Origin of the sequence: Bacteroides sp. FSHCM14E1 (assembly GCF_019633785.1) — a bacterium.
Taxonomy (GTDB): domain Bacteria; phylum Bacteroidota; class Bacteroidia; order Bacteroidales; family Bacteroidaceae; genus Bacteroides; species Bacteroides hominis.
In genome coordinates, this window is sequence record NZ_JADKYL010000003.1 from 231,997 (window position 1) to 250,909 (window position 18,913).

Annotated in this window: 20 protein-coding genes and 2 pseudogenes; 4 read left to right on the forward strand and 18 right to left on the reverse strand. The window is 39.3% G+C overall.

Going from position 1 to position 18,913, the window contains the following annotated elements; genetic code table 11:
- Positions 1-38 precede the first annotated feature (38 nt).
- The 9 genes and pseudogenes from ISX59_RS21390 to ISX59_RS21395 all read right to left on the reverse strand — a co-directional run bounded on the left by ISX59_RS21390 (position 39) and on the right by ISX59_RS21395 (position 6,794).
- Complete coding sequence (locus ISX59_RS21390) at positions 39-470, reverse strand: hypothetical protein (RefSeq protein ID WP_005810832.1); 432 nt, start codon at positions 468-470, stop codon at positions 39-41.
- Positions 471-490: 20 nt separating this feature from the next.
- Positions 491-1,657, reverse strand: a complete 1,167-nt coding sequence (locus tag ISX59_RS06665) for a 6-bladed beta-propeller (RefSeq protein ID WP_032531352.1) — start codon at positions 1,655-1,657, stop codon at positions 491-493.
- A 584-nt stretch (positions 1,658-2,241) separates the two neighbouring features.
- On the reverse strand, positions 2,242-3,129 hold the full coding sequence (locus tag ISX59_RS06670; protein ID WP_032535541.1) for a DUF1573 domain-containing protein: 888 nt from the start codon (positions 3,127-3,129) through the stop codon (positions 2,242-2,244).
- Positions 3,126-4,304 carry a 6-bladed beta-propeller gene (locus tag ISX59_RS06675; protein WP_005810839.1) on the reverse strand — a complete coding sequence of 393 codons (1,179 nt, stop codon included), beginning with the start codon at positions 4,302-4,304 and terminating at the stop codon, positions 3,126-3,128. The genes ISX59_RS06670 and ISX59_RS06675 overlap by 4 nt, the downstream gene beginning before the upstream one ends.
- A gap of 62 nt (positions 4,305-4,366) precedes the next feature.
- Positions 4,367-4,660, reverse strand: a complete 294-nt coding sequence (locus ISX59_RS06680) for an NVEALA domain-containing protein (RefSeq protein WP_032531268.1) — start codon at positions 4,658-4,660, stop codon at positions 4,367-4,369.
- A 134-nt stretch (positions 4,661-4,794) separates the two neighbouring features.
- Entirely contained in the window at positions 4,795-5,682 is an 888-nt protein-coding gene (locus ISX59_RS06685; RefSeq protein ID WP_032540321.1) for a DUF1573 domain-containing protein, read from the reverse strand.
- Complete coding sequence (locus ISX59_RS06690; protein WP_005779008.1) at positions 5,682-5,909, reverse strand: NVEALA domain-containing protein; 228 nt, start codon at positions 5,907-5,909, stop codon at positions 5,682-5,684. Before ISX59_RS06690 ends, ISX59_RS06685 begins: the two co-directional genes overlap by 1 nt.
- A gap of 65 nt (positions 5,910-5,974) precedes the next feature.
- Positions 5,975-6,352 (reverse strand): annotated as a pseudogene (locus tag ISX59_RS06695) (hypothetical protein); the annotation flags it as partial.
- A gap of 52 nt (positions 6,353-6,404) precedes the next feature.
- Positions 6,405-6,794 carry a hypothetical protein gene (locus ISX59_RS21395; RefSeq protein ID WP_032535549.1) on the reverse strand — a complete coding sequence of 130 codons (390 nt, stop codon included), beginning with the start codon at positions 6,792-6,794 and terminating at the stop codon, positions 6,405-6,407.
- Between the two features lie 271 nt (positions 6,795-7,065).
- On the opposite strand from ISX59_RS21395, the gene ISX59_RS06705 reads away from it, so the two are divergent.
- Positions 7,066-7,131 (forward strand): hypothetical protein, encoded by a 66-nt coding sequence (locus ISX59_RS06705; protein WP_234059408.1) that lies wholly within the window; start codon positions 7,066-7,068, stop codon positions 7,129-7,131.
- Positions 7,132-7,185: 54 nt separating this feature from the next.
- Positions 7,186-7,503, forward strand: a complete 318-nt coding sequence (locus tag ISX59_RS06710; protein WP_122296863.1) for a transposase — start codon at positions 7,186-7,188, stop codon at positions 7,501-7,503.
- A gap of 54 nt (positions 7,504-7,557) precedes the next feature.
- Here the strand turns inward: ISX59_RS06710 and ISX59_RS06715 are convergent, their stop codons facing one another.
- The 7 genes and pseudogenes from ISX59_RS06715 to folP form a co-directional block, all read right to left on the reverse strand.
- The gene (locus ISX59_RS06715) at positions 7,558-8,616 is read right to left on the reverse strand and encodes a BF3164 family lipoprotein (protein WP_005779014.1); all 1,059 of its coding nucleotides are present in this window, start codon (positions 8,614-8,616) and stop codon (positions 7,558-7,560) included.
- A gap of 245 nt (positions 8,617-8,861) precedes the next feature.
- Positions 8,862-9,069, reverse strand: a pseudogene (locus ISX59_RS21400) (hypothetical protein); the annotation flags it as partial.
- Entirely contained in the window at positions 9,069-9,296 is a 228-nt protein-coding gene (locus tag ISX59_RS06720; protein ID WP_005779008.1) for an NVEALA domain-containing protein, read from the reverse strand. The gene ISX59_RS06720 and the pseudogene ISX59_RS21400, both read right to left, overlap by 1 nt.
- A 65-nt stretch (positions 9,297-9,361) precedes the next feature.
- Positions 9,362-10,432 carry a hypothetical protein gene (locus ISX59_RS06725; protein WP_005811871.1) on the reverse strand — a complete coding sequence of 357 codons (1,071 nt, stop codon included), beginning with the start codon at positions 10,430-10,432 and terminating at the stop codon, positions 9,362-9,364.
- Positions 10,429-10,656, reverse strand: a complete 228-nt coding sequence (locus tag ISX59_RS06730; RefSeq protein ID WP_005811873.1) for a hypothetical protein — start codon at positions 10,654-10,656, stop codon at positions 10,429-10,431. The genes ISX59_RS06725 and ISX59_RS06730 overlap by 4 nt, the downstream gene beginning before the upstream one ends.
- Positions 10,657-11,075: 419 nt before the next feature.
- Positions 11,076-11,840, reverse strand: coding sequence for a diadenylate cyclase CdaA (gene cdaA / locus ISX59_RS06735; RefSeq protein ID WP_005779023.1), 765 nt, complete (start codon positions 11,838-11,840; stop codon positions 11,076-11,078).
- 33 nt (positions 11,841-11,873) lie between these two features.
- Entirely contained in the window at positions 11,874-12,734 is an 861-nt protein-coding gene (gene folP, locus ISX59_RS06740; RefSeq protein WP_122142921.1) for a dihydropteroate synthase, read from the reverse strand.
- 110 nt (positions 12,735-12,844) lie between these two features.
- Here folP and ISX59_RS06745 point away from each other — a divergent pair, with 110 nt between their 5' ends.
- Positions 12,845-14,857 (forward strand): HAMP domain-containing sensor histidine kinase, encoded by a 2,013-nt coding sequence (locus tag ISX59_RS06745; protein ID WP_220575750.1) that lies wholly within the window; start codon positions 12,845-12,847, stop codon positions 14,855-14,857.
- 77 nt (positions 14,858-14,934) lie between these two features.
- On the opposite strand, the gene glsA is transcribed toward ISX59_RS06745, so the two are convergent.
- Both glsA and ISX59_RS06755 read right to left on the reverse strand, forming a co-directional pair.
- Positions 14,935-15,900 (reverse strand): glutaminase A, encoded by a 966-nt coding sequence (gene glsA, locus ISX59_RS06750; RefSeq protein ID WP_005811878.1) that lies wholly within the window; start codon positions 15,898-15,900, stop codon positions 14,935-14,937.
- Positions 15,901-15,914: 14 nt separating this feature from the next.
- Complete coding sequence (locus tag ISX59_RS06755) at positions 15,915-17,357, reverse strand: glutamate decarboxylase (RefSeq protein WP_220575751.1); 1,443 nt, start codon at positions 17,355-17,357, stop codon at positions 15,915-15,917.
- 261 nt (positions 17,358-17,618) lie between these two features.
- Here ISX59_RS06755 and ISX59_RS06760 point away from each other — a divergent pair, with 261 nt between their 5' ends.
- A complete protein-coding gene (locus ISX59_RS06760; protein ID WP_005779036.1) occupies positions 17,619-18,854 on the forward strand; it encodes an MFS transporter in 1,236 nt (411 codons plus the stop codon).
- The last annotated feature ends 59 nt before the right edge of the window (positions 18,855-18,913 follow it).

The following is an 18,913-nucleotide window of genomic DNA, read 5'->3' on the forward strand; positions in this document are numbered from 1 at the left end:
CAGTAAATACTGTCAAACAGCCAATTCTCTTCTTCCTCCTATTCTTTTTTCAACCGATAACGATATAACGAATCTTTCGCCACACATGAAACGACAAAAGAAATACTTTCTTCACTATCTGTGAAAACAAATGGAAACGCATCGGCAGGAAGACTAACCAAATGGTCACAATCAGGTAATTTATATCTGTCATCAACTATAACCAGTACCGAATCTGAGCCTTCAACAAAGTTACTCGATAATTCCACATCATCAAGCTTCTTCACAAACCGAAAGTATTTATACCCCTCATGCTTTCTATATATCGAATCGATTTTAGCCGATCGAAAATAAATTTCTTCAGAAGTAGTGAGACTTTGACGTACTATTTCTGTTATCAACACCCGAACTGCATCTGAATAAAGAAGCAGATAACAAACGATTATCGTGATAGCAGACAAAGAAAAAACGAAATACCGTTTTCTATTCATAGTTATTATTTCTAAGATATCTATTCTTTTGCAGGATAATAAAATACCAATGGATTAGAATTCTCTGTCAAATTCTTCAGTTCTAAAATCCTATCCAAACTCTCATTCACTTGCCCCGATCTCACTAACGACAAAAACAAAGGCATAGTGTACATATCAAGACAGCCATACACTCCCTTCTCGTCATAAGTTATCAAATTAGGAATGATATGTACATCGTCCCCCTTCGCCCTGTACACCCAATCATCAACACACCCATTGAATATAGAACAAGAGTCCCGAGACGCACTCAATAAACCATAATAAGTTTGATAACCTTTCTGATACTTAAAAAGATAATCATTTTTCACATGAGCCAAAAATATCAAGCTATGTACCTTACCGGATTCTACTAAATACCGAAGAGTTTCTCCTTTATTCACATCTATTTTATCAAGTGTCTTTTTATCCATCCAAGCGTCCGTTACAAATTTCAGCCAGATATCTTCCCGGTCACCCTGTAAACATAATATATCCTTTGAATACAAAGGAGAAAAGCATAATTCCTTTTCCAAAGGTAAACAGAAAGGAGAATGCCCTTGAATCTGCCTCCATCCTTCATTATTAACATTTACAGAAAAATATTTTCTTTCTGTTTGCCCCCCCTTCAAATCAACTTTCCTCATCATGGCGTCTTCACCCGATTTTGAATGTAAATCTGTGTATAAATCACCCTGATTATAGTGTATATAATGGCTTTGACCTTCATCACGATTCAACGATGAAGAGCCGAAAAACTGACCGGATAAAGAATAACAATACACAATCTGCCTGGTAAAATCTAAGGCATAGACATTCCCTTCCTTATCAAGGGTAAAATCACACAGCAACGTATACTCTCCCGGACCACTCCCCTGGCTTCCGATATTATACTTAAATTCTCCGCTTCGATCAAATACGTGGAGAGCATTCAATTCTTTATCTAAAATAAGAAGCAAAGAGTCCTTTGCCAACAGTTTGTCAATATTGCCAACAATGGTATCATCATCCAAAATAATAATTTCCGGTTTTTCAAAAAGACTTGAGAATCGAAGCTCCTTTTGTATAACAATAGAATCCAAACAGATAGCTTTGTCTCCCGCCATCCTTCCTTTGTGCACACAAGAGAATAGACAAAAGCCTATAATTAAAAATAATACCGTTTTCATAAGCTAATAATTAGATTACGATCTAAAGATAAGCAATTGTACTAATATTTAAAAGAAAGTAATAAATAATAATCATTCAAACAATGTCAAAAAGAGAATCAACTTCCCCATCTTTTAGTTGATAATCGTTATTATCCCCTTCAGGAGGAAGAAAGTCTCAGTCACATTGCCAAAACGTTTCCTTTCGATAACACTTTAAAAACCCAAAAAACTTTTATTTTCCAATTGACACTTTCCAGTATTGAAAAAGAGAATAATTCCCCCATCCCCCCAAAAGAACCAACAAGGTACTGGTCTGTTGTCTCCAATGATACATAACTTATAGAATCTACAAAAGAAGAATATTTCAAAGTATCTTACACATTGGATAATAAATCAATCACAATTTGTTCTCGTAAGCGATTCTCTTTCCGATGACATGACGCACATAGAACAAATGCAATCATTATTTTTGTTTTCATTTTTTAGCCGATTATTACTTCATTAACTCCGTTTTATCATTTCCACGGAAAAGTAACCCCATTGCCTTCTAAAGCAAACTTTTTCCATAGGCTAACGTTCTCCATAATTTTTAAGGTTAACTATTAGTTTTCTTTATCAACCGCATTACCCCGAATCTTCAAACGTATTGGAGAGGTAGGAGTATTACAATATACAGTAATGGTCTTCTCAAAATGCTCAGGGAACTCAGCTTCATACTTTAATTTCAGTACCATGTTCTTACCTGGAAATACGGGATCTTTAGGATATTCTGCCATAAGACAACCACAAGATGTAATCACATCAATAATTACTAAAGGAAACTCTCCCACATTAGTTATCGTAAATTCAGCCTGAGCTCCCTGTTTCCAATCAAAATTTCCTAAGTTTACAGAAGATTTATCCAATTGTATAAGAGTATTTCGGGATTTCTCTATTTTGTTAGTATTATCTCCCTTAATAACACTCTTATACAACTCTTTCACTCTTGGATTATGAATTGGATTCCCGATAACCACAACTCTATTGTCTTTATCAAGGAGTAATGTCCGAAAATTATCGTCATCTAAAAATTCATTTATTTTATTAAGAGTATCAGGTTCATCAATATAAACAAAATAATTGAAACGAGCCTTTTTAAGAAGCTTGATAAGTTCTTCTTTATTCCGAGGGTTAAAAGCAAATATACAAGTTAATTTATGAGGAGAAACCGAATCCAATTCTTCTATAAATTTTTTCCATCCAGACAAATTAAGTTTGCAACTCAAACAACCTAAAGAATCCACATAACTTAATATTGTATAAGAGGATGCTTCTCTACTATATTTTTTTACAACCGAATCAGATACATAACAGGTAAGATCCATGCTGTCGGGATAGCAAATTATTTTCCCACTCCATTCATCCATTAAACGGATCAGTCTGTCATTTTCAGTCTCTTTACATGAAGCCAATAATACAAATATCAAAAATAAATTAACAAATCGTATCATCTCTTCAAATAATATTTTATAATAACGGGATTATCATCTTCCTTAAGTTGCTCCATCTTATGTATTTCTTCTGGAGACATGAGACGTCGATCGACAAGCCTGGACACATATTCAGGTTGACGTATAGAAAGCAAAACATTATCAACTATACCAAAACAGAAATTCATAATAAAAGGCTTTCCTTCCTTGGTCAGAAAACTTTTTTTCGTTTTCCTATTATAAATAAAGTTACTTCCGGCACCTTGAGTAGACTTTACAAAATAAACATAAACATAATCATCATTAAAGAATTTAATTAAAGGAACAAGATGATTGTTAGAATGCCTCAAAAATTGAGATCTTTCCTGTGCTTCTTTTACGATCCTCGCTCTCTCTGCATCTGAATCGACTCTTTTACCCATCGCACGCCCAGGTAAATCTTCTTCCTTTATCTCCGAATCACCAAAGTCAAGGTACATCATCGGAATAAGTTTCATTCCTTTTGTATCTATTCGATAGAAATAATAGTTAATACCATGAGGAATAAAATAAAAACTATCTCCAATTTTATAAAAACACTCTTTATCCATCGAATTTCCACTGGATATTGTACCGCTATAGTTAATATTATATATCTGTTGTGTTCCCAGATTTGCAAATGTTATTTCCTGATCTGTCCACAAAAATGGATAAGTAAAAATATATTCCTCAGAACTTAATGCCATAAGATGATCAACTGGAAATTCAGGCTTTATTTTTCTTTTGGCCAAAAACTTAAAATCAGAACTATACGTATATATTACACCATAGGGATTTAACAAATCAATTCCTTTTAGATAGGGATTAAATTTCATGTCTACTACCATATAATATTCATTAGGTCCTTGCCCTTGCATCTTTTTCGAATTACTTATAAAAGCGCCATTACCCGAGAATGTAAATATAACTTGTTCACGAGTGTAAACAGCATAAACATCTGTTTCTTTATCATACATGACTTTCCCATACTTATGTAATAAGGATGAATCATTTGTTTCTAAAGGTACAAGTTCAATTTTATCGATAAATAATGAAGCATCTTGAGAAACATTATGTACATCGACTGATATTCTTTCAACCCCATCATCCAATTTTGGATTCTTTGAAGAACATCCATAAATTAATATCAGCAATAAAACAATACTCGCTCTATTCATAACATTACATATTTTCGATGAGGTTATCCATCTTCTAAAGATAACCTCACCCATTTATTAATTTAATCACATGGTGTATGACACGAATCACGCATATAACCTGTAAATGCACAATCATCATAACGGAGCATCCAAGCAACAGAGCAATCACCCGATATTGCCCAACACTGCCCACCTTCTGCTCCACAAGTAATTACTACTTCAGGTAATTCATATGATGCCAAAGCTTCTACATTAGCTATTGCCAAAGCAGATAAGTGCATTTTCTTTTTTTGTGCTTTATACACATTATAAGTAGTAAACGATATGACTATCACTGCGATGAACGCAATCATTACTTTAACTTTCGTCTTCATTTTATTTTCTTACTTTAGTTGATTATCTTTTTATTTATTCCGCTTATCATTTCCACGGAAAAGCAATCCAATTGCCTTCTAAATCAAACTTTTTCCATAGGCTAACGTTCTCCATAATTTTTTAAGGTTAACTATTAGTTTTCTTTATCAACTGCATTACCCCGAATCTTCAAACGTATTGGAAAGGTGGGAGTATTACAATATACAGTAATGGTCTTCTCAAAATGTTCGGGATGTTCTGCACGGTAAGTAACCTGAATATCGGCAGACTTCCCCGAAGGCACAGGCTCCTTGCTGTAAGTGACGGATGTACAGCCACACGAAGCATTTATGTCCTCGATAATCAGAAGATGATCGCCAAGATTCCGCAAACTAAAAGTAGCAGTCTGGGGAGTTTTCCAATCAAAATCGCCCATTTCATCGAGGTTTTTATCCAAAACCACTTTTGTTTGGGAGGAGGTAGCGACTCCGGTTTGCTGTCCGGTAATAATTTGCAAATAAAGGTCACGCACCTTTTTATTATGGACAGGATTACCAATCGCAATCACCCTGTTCTGACTGTCCAAAAGGAAAGTTTGAAAGTTCACATCCGAAGGGAAATGATTCAAAGCATCAAAACCTCCCTTTTCATCGATAAAAACCGGATAAAGGAATCGATCTCTTTTCAATAGAAAAGAGATTTCATTTTTGTTTTTCGGATGGAAAGCAAAGAGAAAAGATACCTTTCCATTGGCCATTGTGTCGACCATAGAAATGAAATATTTCCATGTAGGAAGTTGCAATTTACAACTGGTGCAGCCCACCGAATCCACGTAAGTCATTATGGTATATTCATTTTGGGGAAATGAATAACCGGCACTGTCCTTTCCCAAAACATTGAATGTCATATCAGCGGGATAGACAATCGTTCTACCCTCCCATTCGTGGATCAAACGGGATATTTGCTGCTCTTTGGTCTCTTTACATGAGCAAAGTGCCATCAGAAAGCATAAATAGCCGATAAGTTTAATGGGCCGTCCCATTATTCTTCACGGTATACTACCTCAACTTTCAGATATGTGAACGGACAGTCCACAGATCCGTCACCGAAACAGGCTATTTCTCCATCCGGGAACGACTCTCCTGTAGCCAAAGCCTCCACATTTTGCAATAGTAAACCGGCTTCTTGTACCTTTCCTTCTTTTCTCACAGAAACAAGACCTATTAACAATAGCCCGATAAGTCCAATAGTAATTTTTGCGTTTTTCATACTCTATGTTTTTATTGCAAAGGTATGGCTTATCTCGGCCACCGCCAGTGAGAAAGACTGATTTCTCACTGATTTTTCACTGATTTCTTACTATTTTCTGAACGAAAGTGGAGTTGATAGCCTCCATTTACCAAAGTAACACCAAGATTAGCCCCTATTTTACTTAAATCGGTACGTAAATCAGTAATCAGTCGGTTCCTGCGTTCCATACAAGAATCTACATCCTCTAATTCTTTCCAGAATAGTTTTTTCAGATCTTCATTCAACAGCAAATGATCGGGTTTAAGAAATGCCAGCAATACCTCAGCAACTCGTTTTCGGAGTATACAAGTCTGTTTACGATAAGTGATACTCCTCTCCAGATAATCAAATGTAAGTCCATTGACTTCCCAAACAAATTCACCTTTTTGTTGAGCTGGCAGTTGTGATGATTCAATAAATTCAAAACAACCAGTAAATGCCATCACCACACAACAGTCAGCTCTTTCCTTCCTTCTATTCTCTTTTCAACCGATAACGATATAACGAATCTTTCACCACACATGACACAACAAAAGAGACATCCTCTTCACTATCTAGGAGAATAAATGGAAATGCATCGGCAGAAAGACTAACCAAATGTTCACAATCAGGTAATTTATATCTATCATCAACTATAACCAGTACCAAGTCTGAGCCTTCAACAAGGTTACTTGATAATTCCACATCATCAAGCTTCTTCACAAACCGAAAGTATTTATACCCCTCATGCTTCCTATATACCGAATCAATTTTAGCCGATCGAAAATAAATTTCTTTAGAAGCAGCAAGACTTTTACTCACCACTTCCGTCATTAACACCCGAACTGCATCTGAATAAAAAAACAGATAACAAACGACTATCATGATAGCGAAAAAAAACCTGACAATTCTTTCTATTCACAGTTATTGTTTTTAAGATATTTAGAAGCTGTTTTTGAATTATAAAACATTAATATAACATATTATTTATCAGCAGATTAATTAAATATCATTTCTTAACTTTATGGCTACCAAAACATAAGTTATGAGTAATTATCCAACCAACCTAACTGATAAACAGTGGTAAGTTATAAAAAATATAGTAGAAACCAAAGAAAGGAAACGAAAACATCCTTTACGTAAGATGATAAATGCTATGCTGTACCTTACTAAGACCGCCTGTCAGTGGCGAATGCTTCTCAAGGAATTTGGCCCTTGGTAAACCATTTACTTCTATTTCCGTAAATGGAAGTTGGAAAGAGTCTTTGAGGAGTTGATGCACCATCTCCGAGAATCGGTCCGAAAAGCTTTTGGCAAAGCTATCAGCCCCATAGATTCCAAAACTGTAAGAACTTCTCATCACATTGATACGCTTGGCATAATTCCGGTGGTAGTTATTCACACTGCAAACATACTCAGGCCTGATGCCGCCAAACAGTTCACAGTACCATCCAAAAGATGGATTGTGGACAGAACTTTTTCATGGTTCGAAAGTTTTAGAAGGCTCAGTAAAGACAACGAAGTACTTCCAGAAACTTCACAAACCATGATATACCTAACAATGATACAAATGATGCTTAACAGGACCAAATGATAAATTTGAATATAGGGACTTAGTCGCAGCGAAATGCCCCACTCTCTTCTGAAATTATGGAATGTTATCGAACGATACTAAAGTAGGTTCAGGCATATTACCCAATCCTATTATTTTATGCAACTTCGTGCATAAAGCTATCCGGTATATTCTTTTATCTAATAATAATTTTGCAATAGGCAATCCTTTATAGTCGAAAATTAATATTTTGTTTGCCATTGATTTATGTGGGTCTTTAAAATCATAATCACTTAATAGCTGGTCTAAATATAATACATAAATATACTTGTCATCCATTGCTAAATCTAATACTTGTCCAAAACTTCTTTCTTTACTAAACAGAAGGTCGCTGTTTTTACATTCATAAAAAGATTTATCAAAATAAAAACTCCAATCTTTTATCATGACATCGTTTTCCAAATGGTATTTTGCAAGGTATGGCAATTTGTTAGGAGTAAATACCATATTGCCCTCATAAGCAGATAAACACCCCTTTAAATTCATTCGTGACGATTGCATAGACAATTCTCCTTCAATAGGAGAATTTCCAAATCTTTGTAATGGTTGTAAATTACTATCTAACAGCGAAAAGAAACTTCCATCTTTTCCGCATAATAGCGAAACAAAATGTCTGTCATCCAATTTCACAAAGTTATAATCTGCCGGATTTAGTTCACCTTTCTTACGCTTATAAGGTACTCTATTTCTTGATAACTCTTTAATAACCATACCATCTTTACTATCATTCAAAGACATTACAGCCAAAGTTTGCGTATTGATATCGTTCAAACCAAATGTGTTTTCATGAGCGTATGTAATCATCGGTTGAAGAAATTCACCCGGACCATTTCCTAAAGATCCATAAGCATATATTTTTTTCATTCCTGAAGGTATCGAATATACACTGCAAAAGTCCTTTTGGGCGATATGGGTCATTACTAAAAAAGTATCAACACAACCAATCCATCCCATATTAATCAATAATTCTGTATCTGATTGTTCGCATTTTACTTCTATTACCTTATCGAATGTTGAGATATTCGTATTATCCCTCAAATTACAGCTCGACAATAAGCATGAAAAAATTACTATAAAAAAGAACTGTTTCTGCATAGGTTTACATACTATTAAACTACGTGTGGAAAAATTATAGACATTTGTGCCAAAACATGACACTCATTCCTTTTAAGGTGGAATCAAAAACCTTTTCCTGTTTTGATAGAATTTGCTACTTTTGCACACATCACCTCCTTTCGTATTGGTTGATAATGATGGGGTATGAGGAGCTTCATTAACAAAGGTTGCAAGTCTGTGTATGTGTATTGAAGCTTCCTTTTCTCCCTTTGAAATATGCAAATCATTATGGTATATTCATTTTGAGGAAACGAATAGTCGGCACTGCCCTTTCCCAAAACACTGAATGTTATATCAATCAGCGGGATAGACAATCGTTCTACCTTCCCATTCGTGAATCAAACGGGATATTTGCTGCTCTTTGGTCTCTTTACATGAGCAAAGTGTCATCAGAAAGCATAAATAGCCGATAAGTTTAATGGGACGGCCCATTATTCTTCACGGTATACTACCTCAACTTTCAGATATGTGAACGGACAGTCCACAGATCCGTCACCGAAACAGGCTATTTCTCCATCCGGAAACGACTCTCCTGTAGCCAAAGCCTCCACATTTTGCAATAGTAAACCGGCTTCTTGTACCTTTCCTTCTTTTCTCACAGAAACAAGACCTATTAGCAATAGCCCGATAAGTCCAATAGTAATTTTTGCGTTTTTCATACTCTATGTTTTTTTTGCAAAGGTATGGCTTATCCCGCCCACCGCCAGTGAGAAAGACTGATTTCTCACTGATTTTTCACTGATTTCTTACTATTTTCTGAACGAAAGTGGAGTTGATAGCCTCCATTTACCAAAGTAACACCAAGATTAGCCCCTATTTTCCTTAAATCAGTACGTAAATCAGTAATCAGTCGGTTCCTGCGTTCCATACAAGAATCTACATCCTCTAATTCTTTCCAGAATAGTTTTTTCAAATCTTCATTCAACAGCAAATGGCCGGGTGCTTTAAGAAATGCCAGCAATACCTCAGCAACTTGTTTTCGGAGTATACAAGTCTGTTTACGATAAGTGATACTCCTCTCCAGATAATCAAATGTAAGTCCATTGACTTCCCAAACAAATTCACTTTTTTGTTGAACAAGCGGTTGCGGCGATTTAACATGATTATCTACTATTCTGAACTTAGATAAAACTTGAACAAGAAAAAGACGAACACCCGGAACATAAAACAAACAAAAGATCAGTGAAAAAAGAACATAGCTCCAAGTCCAGATATTATTCCAATGCGCTTTTAAAATAACGCTCGCCCAAAAAGGTCTTATAAAAGCATCCATTTTTATACCATAACCGACCCCTGTACTATAGGCTAATAAAAAACAATCGGGTTCATTTAGCCCACTCGATGCCGATATCCGCTCTCCGTTCTTTAGAGAATTTGTTAGTTTTATTCCGGTCTTAGCACAGATTCCATCCATACGAAGTTTCAACTGCCATTTCTGATTCAGAGAATCTACATGAATAGGGTTTCGTTCTATCAGGAAAGATTGCTTGGCTTTCTGTATAAAAGATGTATCCGTATAAACAGTATCAATGGCAAATTGACATACATTGCAAGTCCCACTTTTATCTGTAAGGGTTACTTTCTTATGCTTTGTTTGTTTCTTTCCGGTAGCGTACGCATGATTGGGATTCAATTTTCGGAATCTACATTCCAAGTCTTCATCAATTGTACGCAACAAGAGTTTTTGTGCACTTGCATTTACAATAGGCAGACCCATACGATAAAGATAGGATCCAAAAGTAATTGTAACCCCTATCCAAAGTAAAGCAAATAAGATACTATAGATAAATTTCATTGTTCATCATTTTCTTTTGCAAAGAAAATCAAAAAAAGAGTTGATTGCAAATAAAATATAATTTTTCTACCTCCAGTTTCATCTATAAATCTTATCAATAACAGTCCGGCATTATCCAACTGAGCCACATGCAAATACACTATTGATTCATTACTCTTCACACAATTTCCCAAAGACCTTTCCCCCTGTACAAATAAGGAAGAGACCAACTTGATTTCCCCCATATCATAAACCTTTATGAACAAGATAATTACCATTTTTCATACGATCTTTACTCCGGCCCGCATACGTGGGCTCATGGGCCCGCATACCGGGGCTCATCGGCCCACGTACCCGGGCTCATGGGCACAGACATGCGGGCCCGGATAAGATTCAGACCATTTTCGCTAAAGATACTAAGGAAAACAAAATGCTTTTATAGGTATAAGCAGAAAGAACAGCCCACCCATCATGCTATATATAAATAGATTACGCTTATTTCCTTTACTAAAATGAAGGGTGGAAGATGGAAGATAGGGGTGGAAGATAAAAGCCCTTAAAAACAGCATCTTCCACCCGCTAATAGTCTGTTTATCAGAACCAAAATTCTTAAAAGGTGGAAGATGGAAGATCGAAATGCATTTTTTGTATGAGAGCGTGATATTTAGCTTTCCTTTGTCAGCAGACTTTCAAGTTCTTCAGCACTCTGGCGAAGATAAAACTGTCCGCGCCATGCTACAGAAATTGCTCCGGTTTCTTCGGAAACGATAATGGCTAAAGCATCCGAGACTTGAGATATGCCCATTGCTGCCCGATGACGGAGTCCCAGTTCTTTGGGTATATCCAAATTATGTGACACAGGAAGAATACATCCGGCAGCTTTGATACGCTTCTTACTGATTACCATTGCACCGTCATGCAAAGGACTGTTCTTAAAGAAAATGTTCTCTATCAGGCGCTGGTTGATATTGGCATCGATAATCTCACCGGTACGAATGACATCGTCAAGAGGGACATTACGTTCCATCACGATCAAGGCCCCCACCTTCTGCTTTCCCATACTGATACAGGCCATCACGATGGGCATGATATCATCATGCTGAAGTTTTTCTTTTTTATTTCCGGTAAGAAAACGTACCAAGGCACTGGCATGTTGATGCGAACCGAGCGTGAGAAGGAAACGCCTGATCTCATCCTGAAACAAAACGATCAGTGCCAATACTCCCACGCTTACCAACTTATCGAAAATAGAACCGAGGAGTTTCATCTCGAGCACTTGCGAAACAACCAGCCAGATAAGGATAAACACCAAAATACCGGTAAACACATTGATAGATCCGGAGGCTTTCATCAGCTTGTATGTATAGTAAAGCAGGAAAGCCACCAACAGGATATCAATAAAATCTTTTATGCCAAATTCAAAAAACACGGATTAAAATATTAAGAGTTAAATATTCGGATATCAGGAATGAAACGATACGCTTTTCAGTTTTTCAATCAACCGGACCGCCTCCACTGCTTCACGTACATCATGGACACGTAGTATATCGGCTCCCTTCATCAATGCCACCGTATCGAGCACAGTCGTCCCGTTGAGTGCCTCTTGCGGAGTAGCTCCGAACAAGCGATAAATCATCGATTTGCGCGAGACTCCTACCAACAAAGGCAATTCGAAGATACCGAACTCCTCCAGATGTGCCATCAGTTCGTAATTATGCTCCAGTGTTTTGCCAAAACCGAAACCGGGATCAAGAATAATATCTTTCATCCCCAAATCACGCAACTGCCGGACTTTCCGTGCAAAATACATAAAAACCTCTTTCAACAAGTTTTCATAGTGGGGTTCCTTCTGCATGTTCTGGGGAGTGCCCTGCATATGCATCATGATGTAGGGAACGTTCAGACGGGCTACGGTTGGGAACATCTGCTCGTCCATCTCACCCGCCGAAATATCGTTGATAATGGCGGCTCCATACTCCTCGACACACTGCCGCGCCACTTCGGCACGGAATGTATCCACGGAAATAATAGCATCCGGGTGATTACGGTTCAATATTTCCAGCCCGGTACGCAGCCTTTGCATCTCTTCTTCCGGTGAGATATGCTCGGCATTGGGACGTGACGAATAAGCACCGATATCAATAATTGATGCACCTTCATCCAATATCTGACATGCACGCGCAGCGATCTCGGCTTCAGTCCGGCTACGGCTGCCTGCATAAAAAGAATCGGGCGTGACGTTGAGTATTCCCATGACCTGCGGAGTGGAAAGATCGAGTAAACGTCCGTTTACATTCAGACTTTTGAGAATCATTGAATCCATTTTCTGTTTTTACAGTTGATTGTCGCAAAGATAAAGAAAAATAAATGTCCCTATGCTATCTGCACACTAAAAATAAAGTTATCTTTGCAGGTATCAAGACTACTGAAACAATGTTTATCAAATTATGCCGTCACATCATATTACCTATACTGGTTTTGTTCTGCTTTCAATATCAGACAAGAGCTGAACACACGCTTACAAAGACGGACAGCGTTTTGCGTAGCTACTTCTTAAAATGTAAGGCAGAAATCAACAGTCCGGCTTTCCTGCAAATAAACGATACCCTTGCCCGCCTGTCAAAACAGAAAAAGGACAGACACATGGAAGCTGTTGCCGCTTCGCTGAAGCTGGACTATTATTATTATAAAAATGATCTCGACAGCATTCTGATTGAAGTAGAGAACGTGAAAAAGATAAGCAAACAGAACGGGCAGTTGAAATACTTCTATTTTGCCTGGGGAAGCCGGCTGATTATTTATTACATAAAGCAACATCAAACCAGTACGGCCATTTATGAGGCGCAAAAAATGCTCCGGTCGGCCGAAGCTGATAATTTCATCCCCGGAATCGTACAGTGTTATCGGGCATTGGCAACCATTTATATGACTCAGTCGAATCCCAAACTGGCATATGAGAATTTCAAAAAACAAATAGAGCTTATCGAGCAAAACGGAATAGAAGACATCAACCTGCCTACCCAATACGCATCGCTTGCCCAGTGTGCCCTTGAATTGCACCAACCTGAGGATGCCAAAAAAGCGCTGGACGAAGGAAGCAAAAAGATAAAAAGTGCCTATCAGAATTTTACAATAAACAAGGCTTACATTCTGTACTACATCGAAACGAAAGAATACGATAAAGCGAAGAAAATACTTCGGAAGATGGAACAACTATTCGAAGAGGACAAAACACTTACCATCTACAGAAACGGATTATACTATGTACAGACTGAGTATTACCTGGCTACCGGAGAATATAATAAAGCGCTCGAAGTGATCGACCGGATCAAAGCCGACTCTCTCTTTTCAAACAAATACTTGAACTACAGCATCACTCAAAAAGAAGGAAATATTTACTGGGCAATGAACGATAGAGCACGGGCGGCCCAATTTTACCGGGACTACATCCTGGCTACAGATTCGATACGCACCCAGGAAATACAGAACTCTACCAGTGAGTTCTACGCCATCCTGGAGGTAGAACAGTTACAGAAAGAAAAAAGCGATTTGCTGCTTCACATGCAAGAGGAAAAGCTACAGACTATTTATACAATCCTGATCTCACTCGTTGTCGTCCTGTTAGTAGTAGCAATGATGTTCTGCCGCATTTCTAAACTGAATCAGAAATTAAAGAAGTCGGAAGCAATTGTGGTGCAACAGAACAAGGAATTGACAGAAAACGGTGAGGAGCTGCGCAAAGCCAAAGAACGTGCGGAAACTGCAAGCCAGATGAAAACAACATTCATCCAAAGTATGTCACACGAAATACGTACGCCGTTGAATGCGATTGTAGGATTCTCGCAAGTACTGAGTGCTTACTTTAAAAACGAAGATGAAACAAAAGAGTATGCCTCTATCATAGAGACAAGCAGCACTAACTTATTGCGGCTTGTGAGTGACGTACTCGACATTTCGTATCTTGATCAGTCGGAAGAATTGCCATACAATAAACCCGACGACATCAACAATTGCTGCCAGACAAGCATCGAGCGGTCAAGAGATTCTGTGAAACCGGGGGTCAGCCTTTACTTTGAGCCACAATGCAGACGGCTCACCATATTGACTAATCCGACAAGAGTAGCGCAAGTACTGACCCATTTGCTACACAACGCAGCTAAATTTACGGATAGAGGAAGCATTATTCTGGCCTACACTATAGCGGAAAGTCCAAGCCGGATCATATACACCGTTACCGATACGGGAAAAGGCATTCCTGCAGAACAACAGGAATATGTATTCGAGCGTTTTGCCAAACTGAACGACTTTTCTCAAGGTACCGGACTGGGACTCCCGATATGCCGTATTATCGCAGAAAAGTTAGGTGGCAGCCTCATCATAGATAAGGAATATACAGGAGGATGCCGTTTTATCTTCACCCTTCCTTTGATCCGGGCCAATGTGTGAAAAGAAAAAGGTTGCCCCTCAGGCGGAAACCGCCCTCGGAGCAACCTAAACAAAAAAACGGTAAAGCGTTACCGCTACTACTCAACAATGGTTACTCTTGCACCATTGAATACATTCAACCCCAACTTGTTCATGATGTATTTAATGGCCAACTGTGCTTTCACAGAGTTGCCCGAACCATCCAAAGGAGGTGCAAAGGCAGAAATACCGAATACGCCCGGCAATACCCCCATCACACCACCACCTACACCGGTCTTGGCAGGAATACCGGAAGTATACATCCAGTCACCCGAATGTTCGTAGAAACCTACGGTGGCAATCATAGAAGTGATTTTAGGAGTCAGTTCGGCATCGAACACCTGCTTCTTGGTAACAGGATTCACACCACCATTGGCAACCGTACCGGCAGCCACCGACAACATCTGTGCAGTAACTCCCAAAGAGCACTGACGGGTATAGAGGTCGAGCGACATATTCGGATCATCATAGATGCGGTTATAATTCTTCAGCAGCCAGGCAATAGAACGGTTGTTGAAGTTGGTAGCTGTTTCCGACTTATAGAGTTCTTCAATCAGCTGTGGAGCAGAGCCGCAAAGATCGGTAATATTCTGTACAATCGCATCCCACTTCTTATCGGAATTACCAACCGGCGTCACCATGGAACAAGCAGAGATGGCTCCGGCATTGACCAACGGAGTAGACGGATGATCATTTTCCAATAAGATGGCGATGATAGAGTTGAAAGGCAGTCCGGTAGCATCCGCTCCAATCATTTCCAACACCTTCTGCGCCCCGTATTGACGGAGAATCAGAATGGCTGTATGTACTTTAGATACGGATTCGATACCGAAACGATAGTCAAAATCCCCTACGGTAATAGTTTGACCATTCAGCAAACAGACACTGATACCAAAAAGGTTCTTGTCAATATTAGCAAGATAGGGAATATAATCGGCATTCTTACCACCGGTATTACCCTTGACTTGCTCATAAGCCTGTTGTACTACCTCTTTTATTTGGGAAATAGATATTTTTTTGTCCATATCAATAATGTTATTTATTTCTTAGCAACTTGCGGTTTACCGGTATGGTTAAACACTTTGGTTTCTACCGGCAGATTCTTTTCCTGGGCGATACGGGTGGTTGTCGGGTATTCCAGTTTTTCAAGTTCGGTAATAGCATTCTTGATATCTCCCAACAGCATATCGGCCATATCCCGGCTGAATCCCTGACGAACTACCACACGCATAACCACATAATTCTCCAGTTTAGAAGGCAGTGTATATGCCGGAACCATCCAGCCGTGCTGAGCCAGTTTATCCTGCAAATCATAAAGAGTCCATTTGGCGTTCTTTGCATATTCCGGTTTCATGTACCAGATAAACAACGGGTTCACTACATCTTCAGAGTAGTTGACAAACGGAGCCATCTTAGCGATCTGGCTGTGGATATATTTAGCTATTTGCAGAGAGTTATACTGTACTTCCTTGTAACCCTGGAATCCTAAACGGATGAATTGATAATACTGTCCCAGAATCTGAGCAGCCGGACGTGAGAAGTTCAAACCTACCTGAGTAATGTTAGCTCCTAAATAGTTTACGCTGAAAGCCATTTCTTCGGGCAGATATTCTTTACCTTTCCAGACAACCCAACCTAAACCCGGATATACAAGACCGAACTTATGACCGGATACACTGATAGAGAGTACCCATTTCAGGCGGAAGTCCCACTTGGTTTCCGGATACAGGAACGGAAGGATAAAACCACCGCTGGCAGCGTCTACGTGGATAGGAATGTCATAACCGGTCTTGGCGTTATAAGCATCGAGGGCTTTGTCAAGCGCTTCAACGTCGTCATTCAGGCCTGTCCATGTAACACCCTGGATAGGAACTACACAAATTGTATTTTCATCACACATCTTCAAGGCTTCTTCCGGATCGAGTGTGGTCTTGCCCAATGTCAGAGGAACCTGACGCATCTCAATTTGCCATAACTGCGCAAATTTCTCCCAAACTACCTGGAAGCCGGTTGAAATCACAAAGTTTGGTTTGTCAAACGGTTTGCCCTGTGCCTGACGTTTTTTACGCCAACGCAGCCAAGCTGCAACACCACCCAACATACAGGCTTCTGAAGAACCGATAGCCAACGCACCTGTCTTCCATGTATCTTTCTCCGGAGAATTCCACAAGTTGGCTACAATGTTGATACATTTACCATTCATTACGGCAATACGCGGGTATTCTGTCTCGTCAATATAGTTGATATTGATAGCTTCATTCATCAGCTTCGTTGCATAGTCATCCATATAAGTAGTCACGAATGTAGCAAGATTCAGACGGGGCTGAGTTTGAGCAAAAGTTTCGTCCTTCACCATCTGGTAGGCGATTTCCGGAGTCGTAGGTCCATCAGGTATTTTCTCCACCGGAGAGGGTTGCAACATTTTGTTTGAACCAAATACATCGGTTTTAGCATCACCTTTTCTGAAATTTAAATCTTCCATAATTACTCTTATTTTTAATTAGGTTTAGGCGATGGGGATTTTCCCCGTCGAATTTCCCACAACAACATCGAAGGGATATGAAAGTTCTTCGGTTTTACATTATTTGGCGTTTATTAAAAAGGGAGGGAGACGGAAAAGTTAATAAGTTATCTTCAATCCTGCAGGAAGATATCCCAACACACTTTCTGCTGCTTAGATGCCGAACATTCTGACGAATCGTTTGTTCTTCACACACCTAAACTTTATAATACCTATACAACTATGCGTATTCAAACTGGCCAAGGGACTATACCCCTTATCACCCTTATCGGCATCTGGTCTATCTCGGCCCTGAATGCCCTACCCGGTCTGGCGGTTTCTCCTATTTTGGGGAAGCTATCCGTCATCTTTCCACACTCCACCGAACTGGACATACAGATGCTTTCGTCTCTGCCCTCACTACTGATTATCCCATTTATCCTTCTGGCGGGCAAACTGACCGAACGGGTCAATTTCATACATCTATTACAAGCCGGGCTTGCCATCTTTGCCTTAAGCGGAATACTTTATCTACTTTCGGGACAAATGTGGCAACTGATTGCTGTAAGTGCTTTACTGGGAGTAGGATCGGGGCTGATCGTTCCGTTGTCCACCGGCCTGATCTCAAAATACTTCACCGGTTCATATCGTGTGAAACAGTTCGGATTAAGTTCCGCCATTACGAATATAACCCTTGTGATAGCTACGGTGGTCACCGGATATCTGGCTGAAGTCAACTGGCATCTGCCATTTGTGGTCTACCTGTTGCCGATTGTCTCACTTATCCTGTCAGTATATCTGCAACGCAGCATGGCAAGCGAAGGAAGCACCTCACTTACCAATGATAAAGATACGGCAAGCCAAGAGGAGGATGTAGATACGGGAAACAGTAAATACGGCATTCATATCCGCCATCTTGCAGGAATCATGTCTGTTTACGGGCTTGCCACTTTCCTGGTACTGGTAGTCAGTTTCAACCTGCCGTTCCTGATGGAAGAATATCATTTCACCAGCGGTAACTCCGGCATTATGATCTCACTCTTTTTTCTGGCCATCATGGCTCCCGGCTTCTTTTTAAGTCGCATCGTTGGTACACTGAAGGAGAAAACTAAATTCTACAGCTTCCTCAGTATCGGCATCGGGCTGGCACTGATCTGGATCTCACCCAAGGAATGGATGATAGCTCCGGGATGTATCTTGGTAGGATTGGGATACGGAGTCATTCAACCTGTTGTCTACAATCAGACAACCCACACGGCAATCCCCCGCAAAGTGACATTGGCATTGGCATTTGTGATGGCGATGAATTACCTCGCCATCCTGTTGTGCCCTTTCATTATCGATTTCTTCCAGTCGACCGTGTTTCATATCAAATCCCAACAGTTTGCTTTTGTATTCAATTTATGTATCAGCATTGTGATGCTCGTCATTTCTTATACCAAACGAAATTCGTTCCTGTTTAATGATAATCTGAAATAGAAAATGTAATTTTGCAGCAACAACAGAAGAGGGTGTTACTAAAGTCTATGATGAGCTTT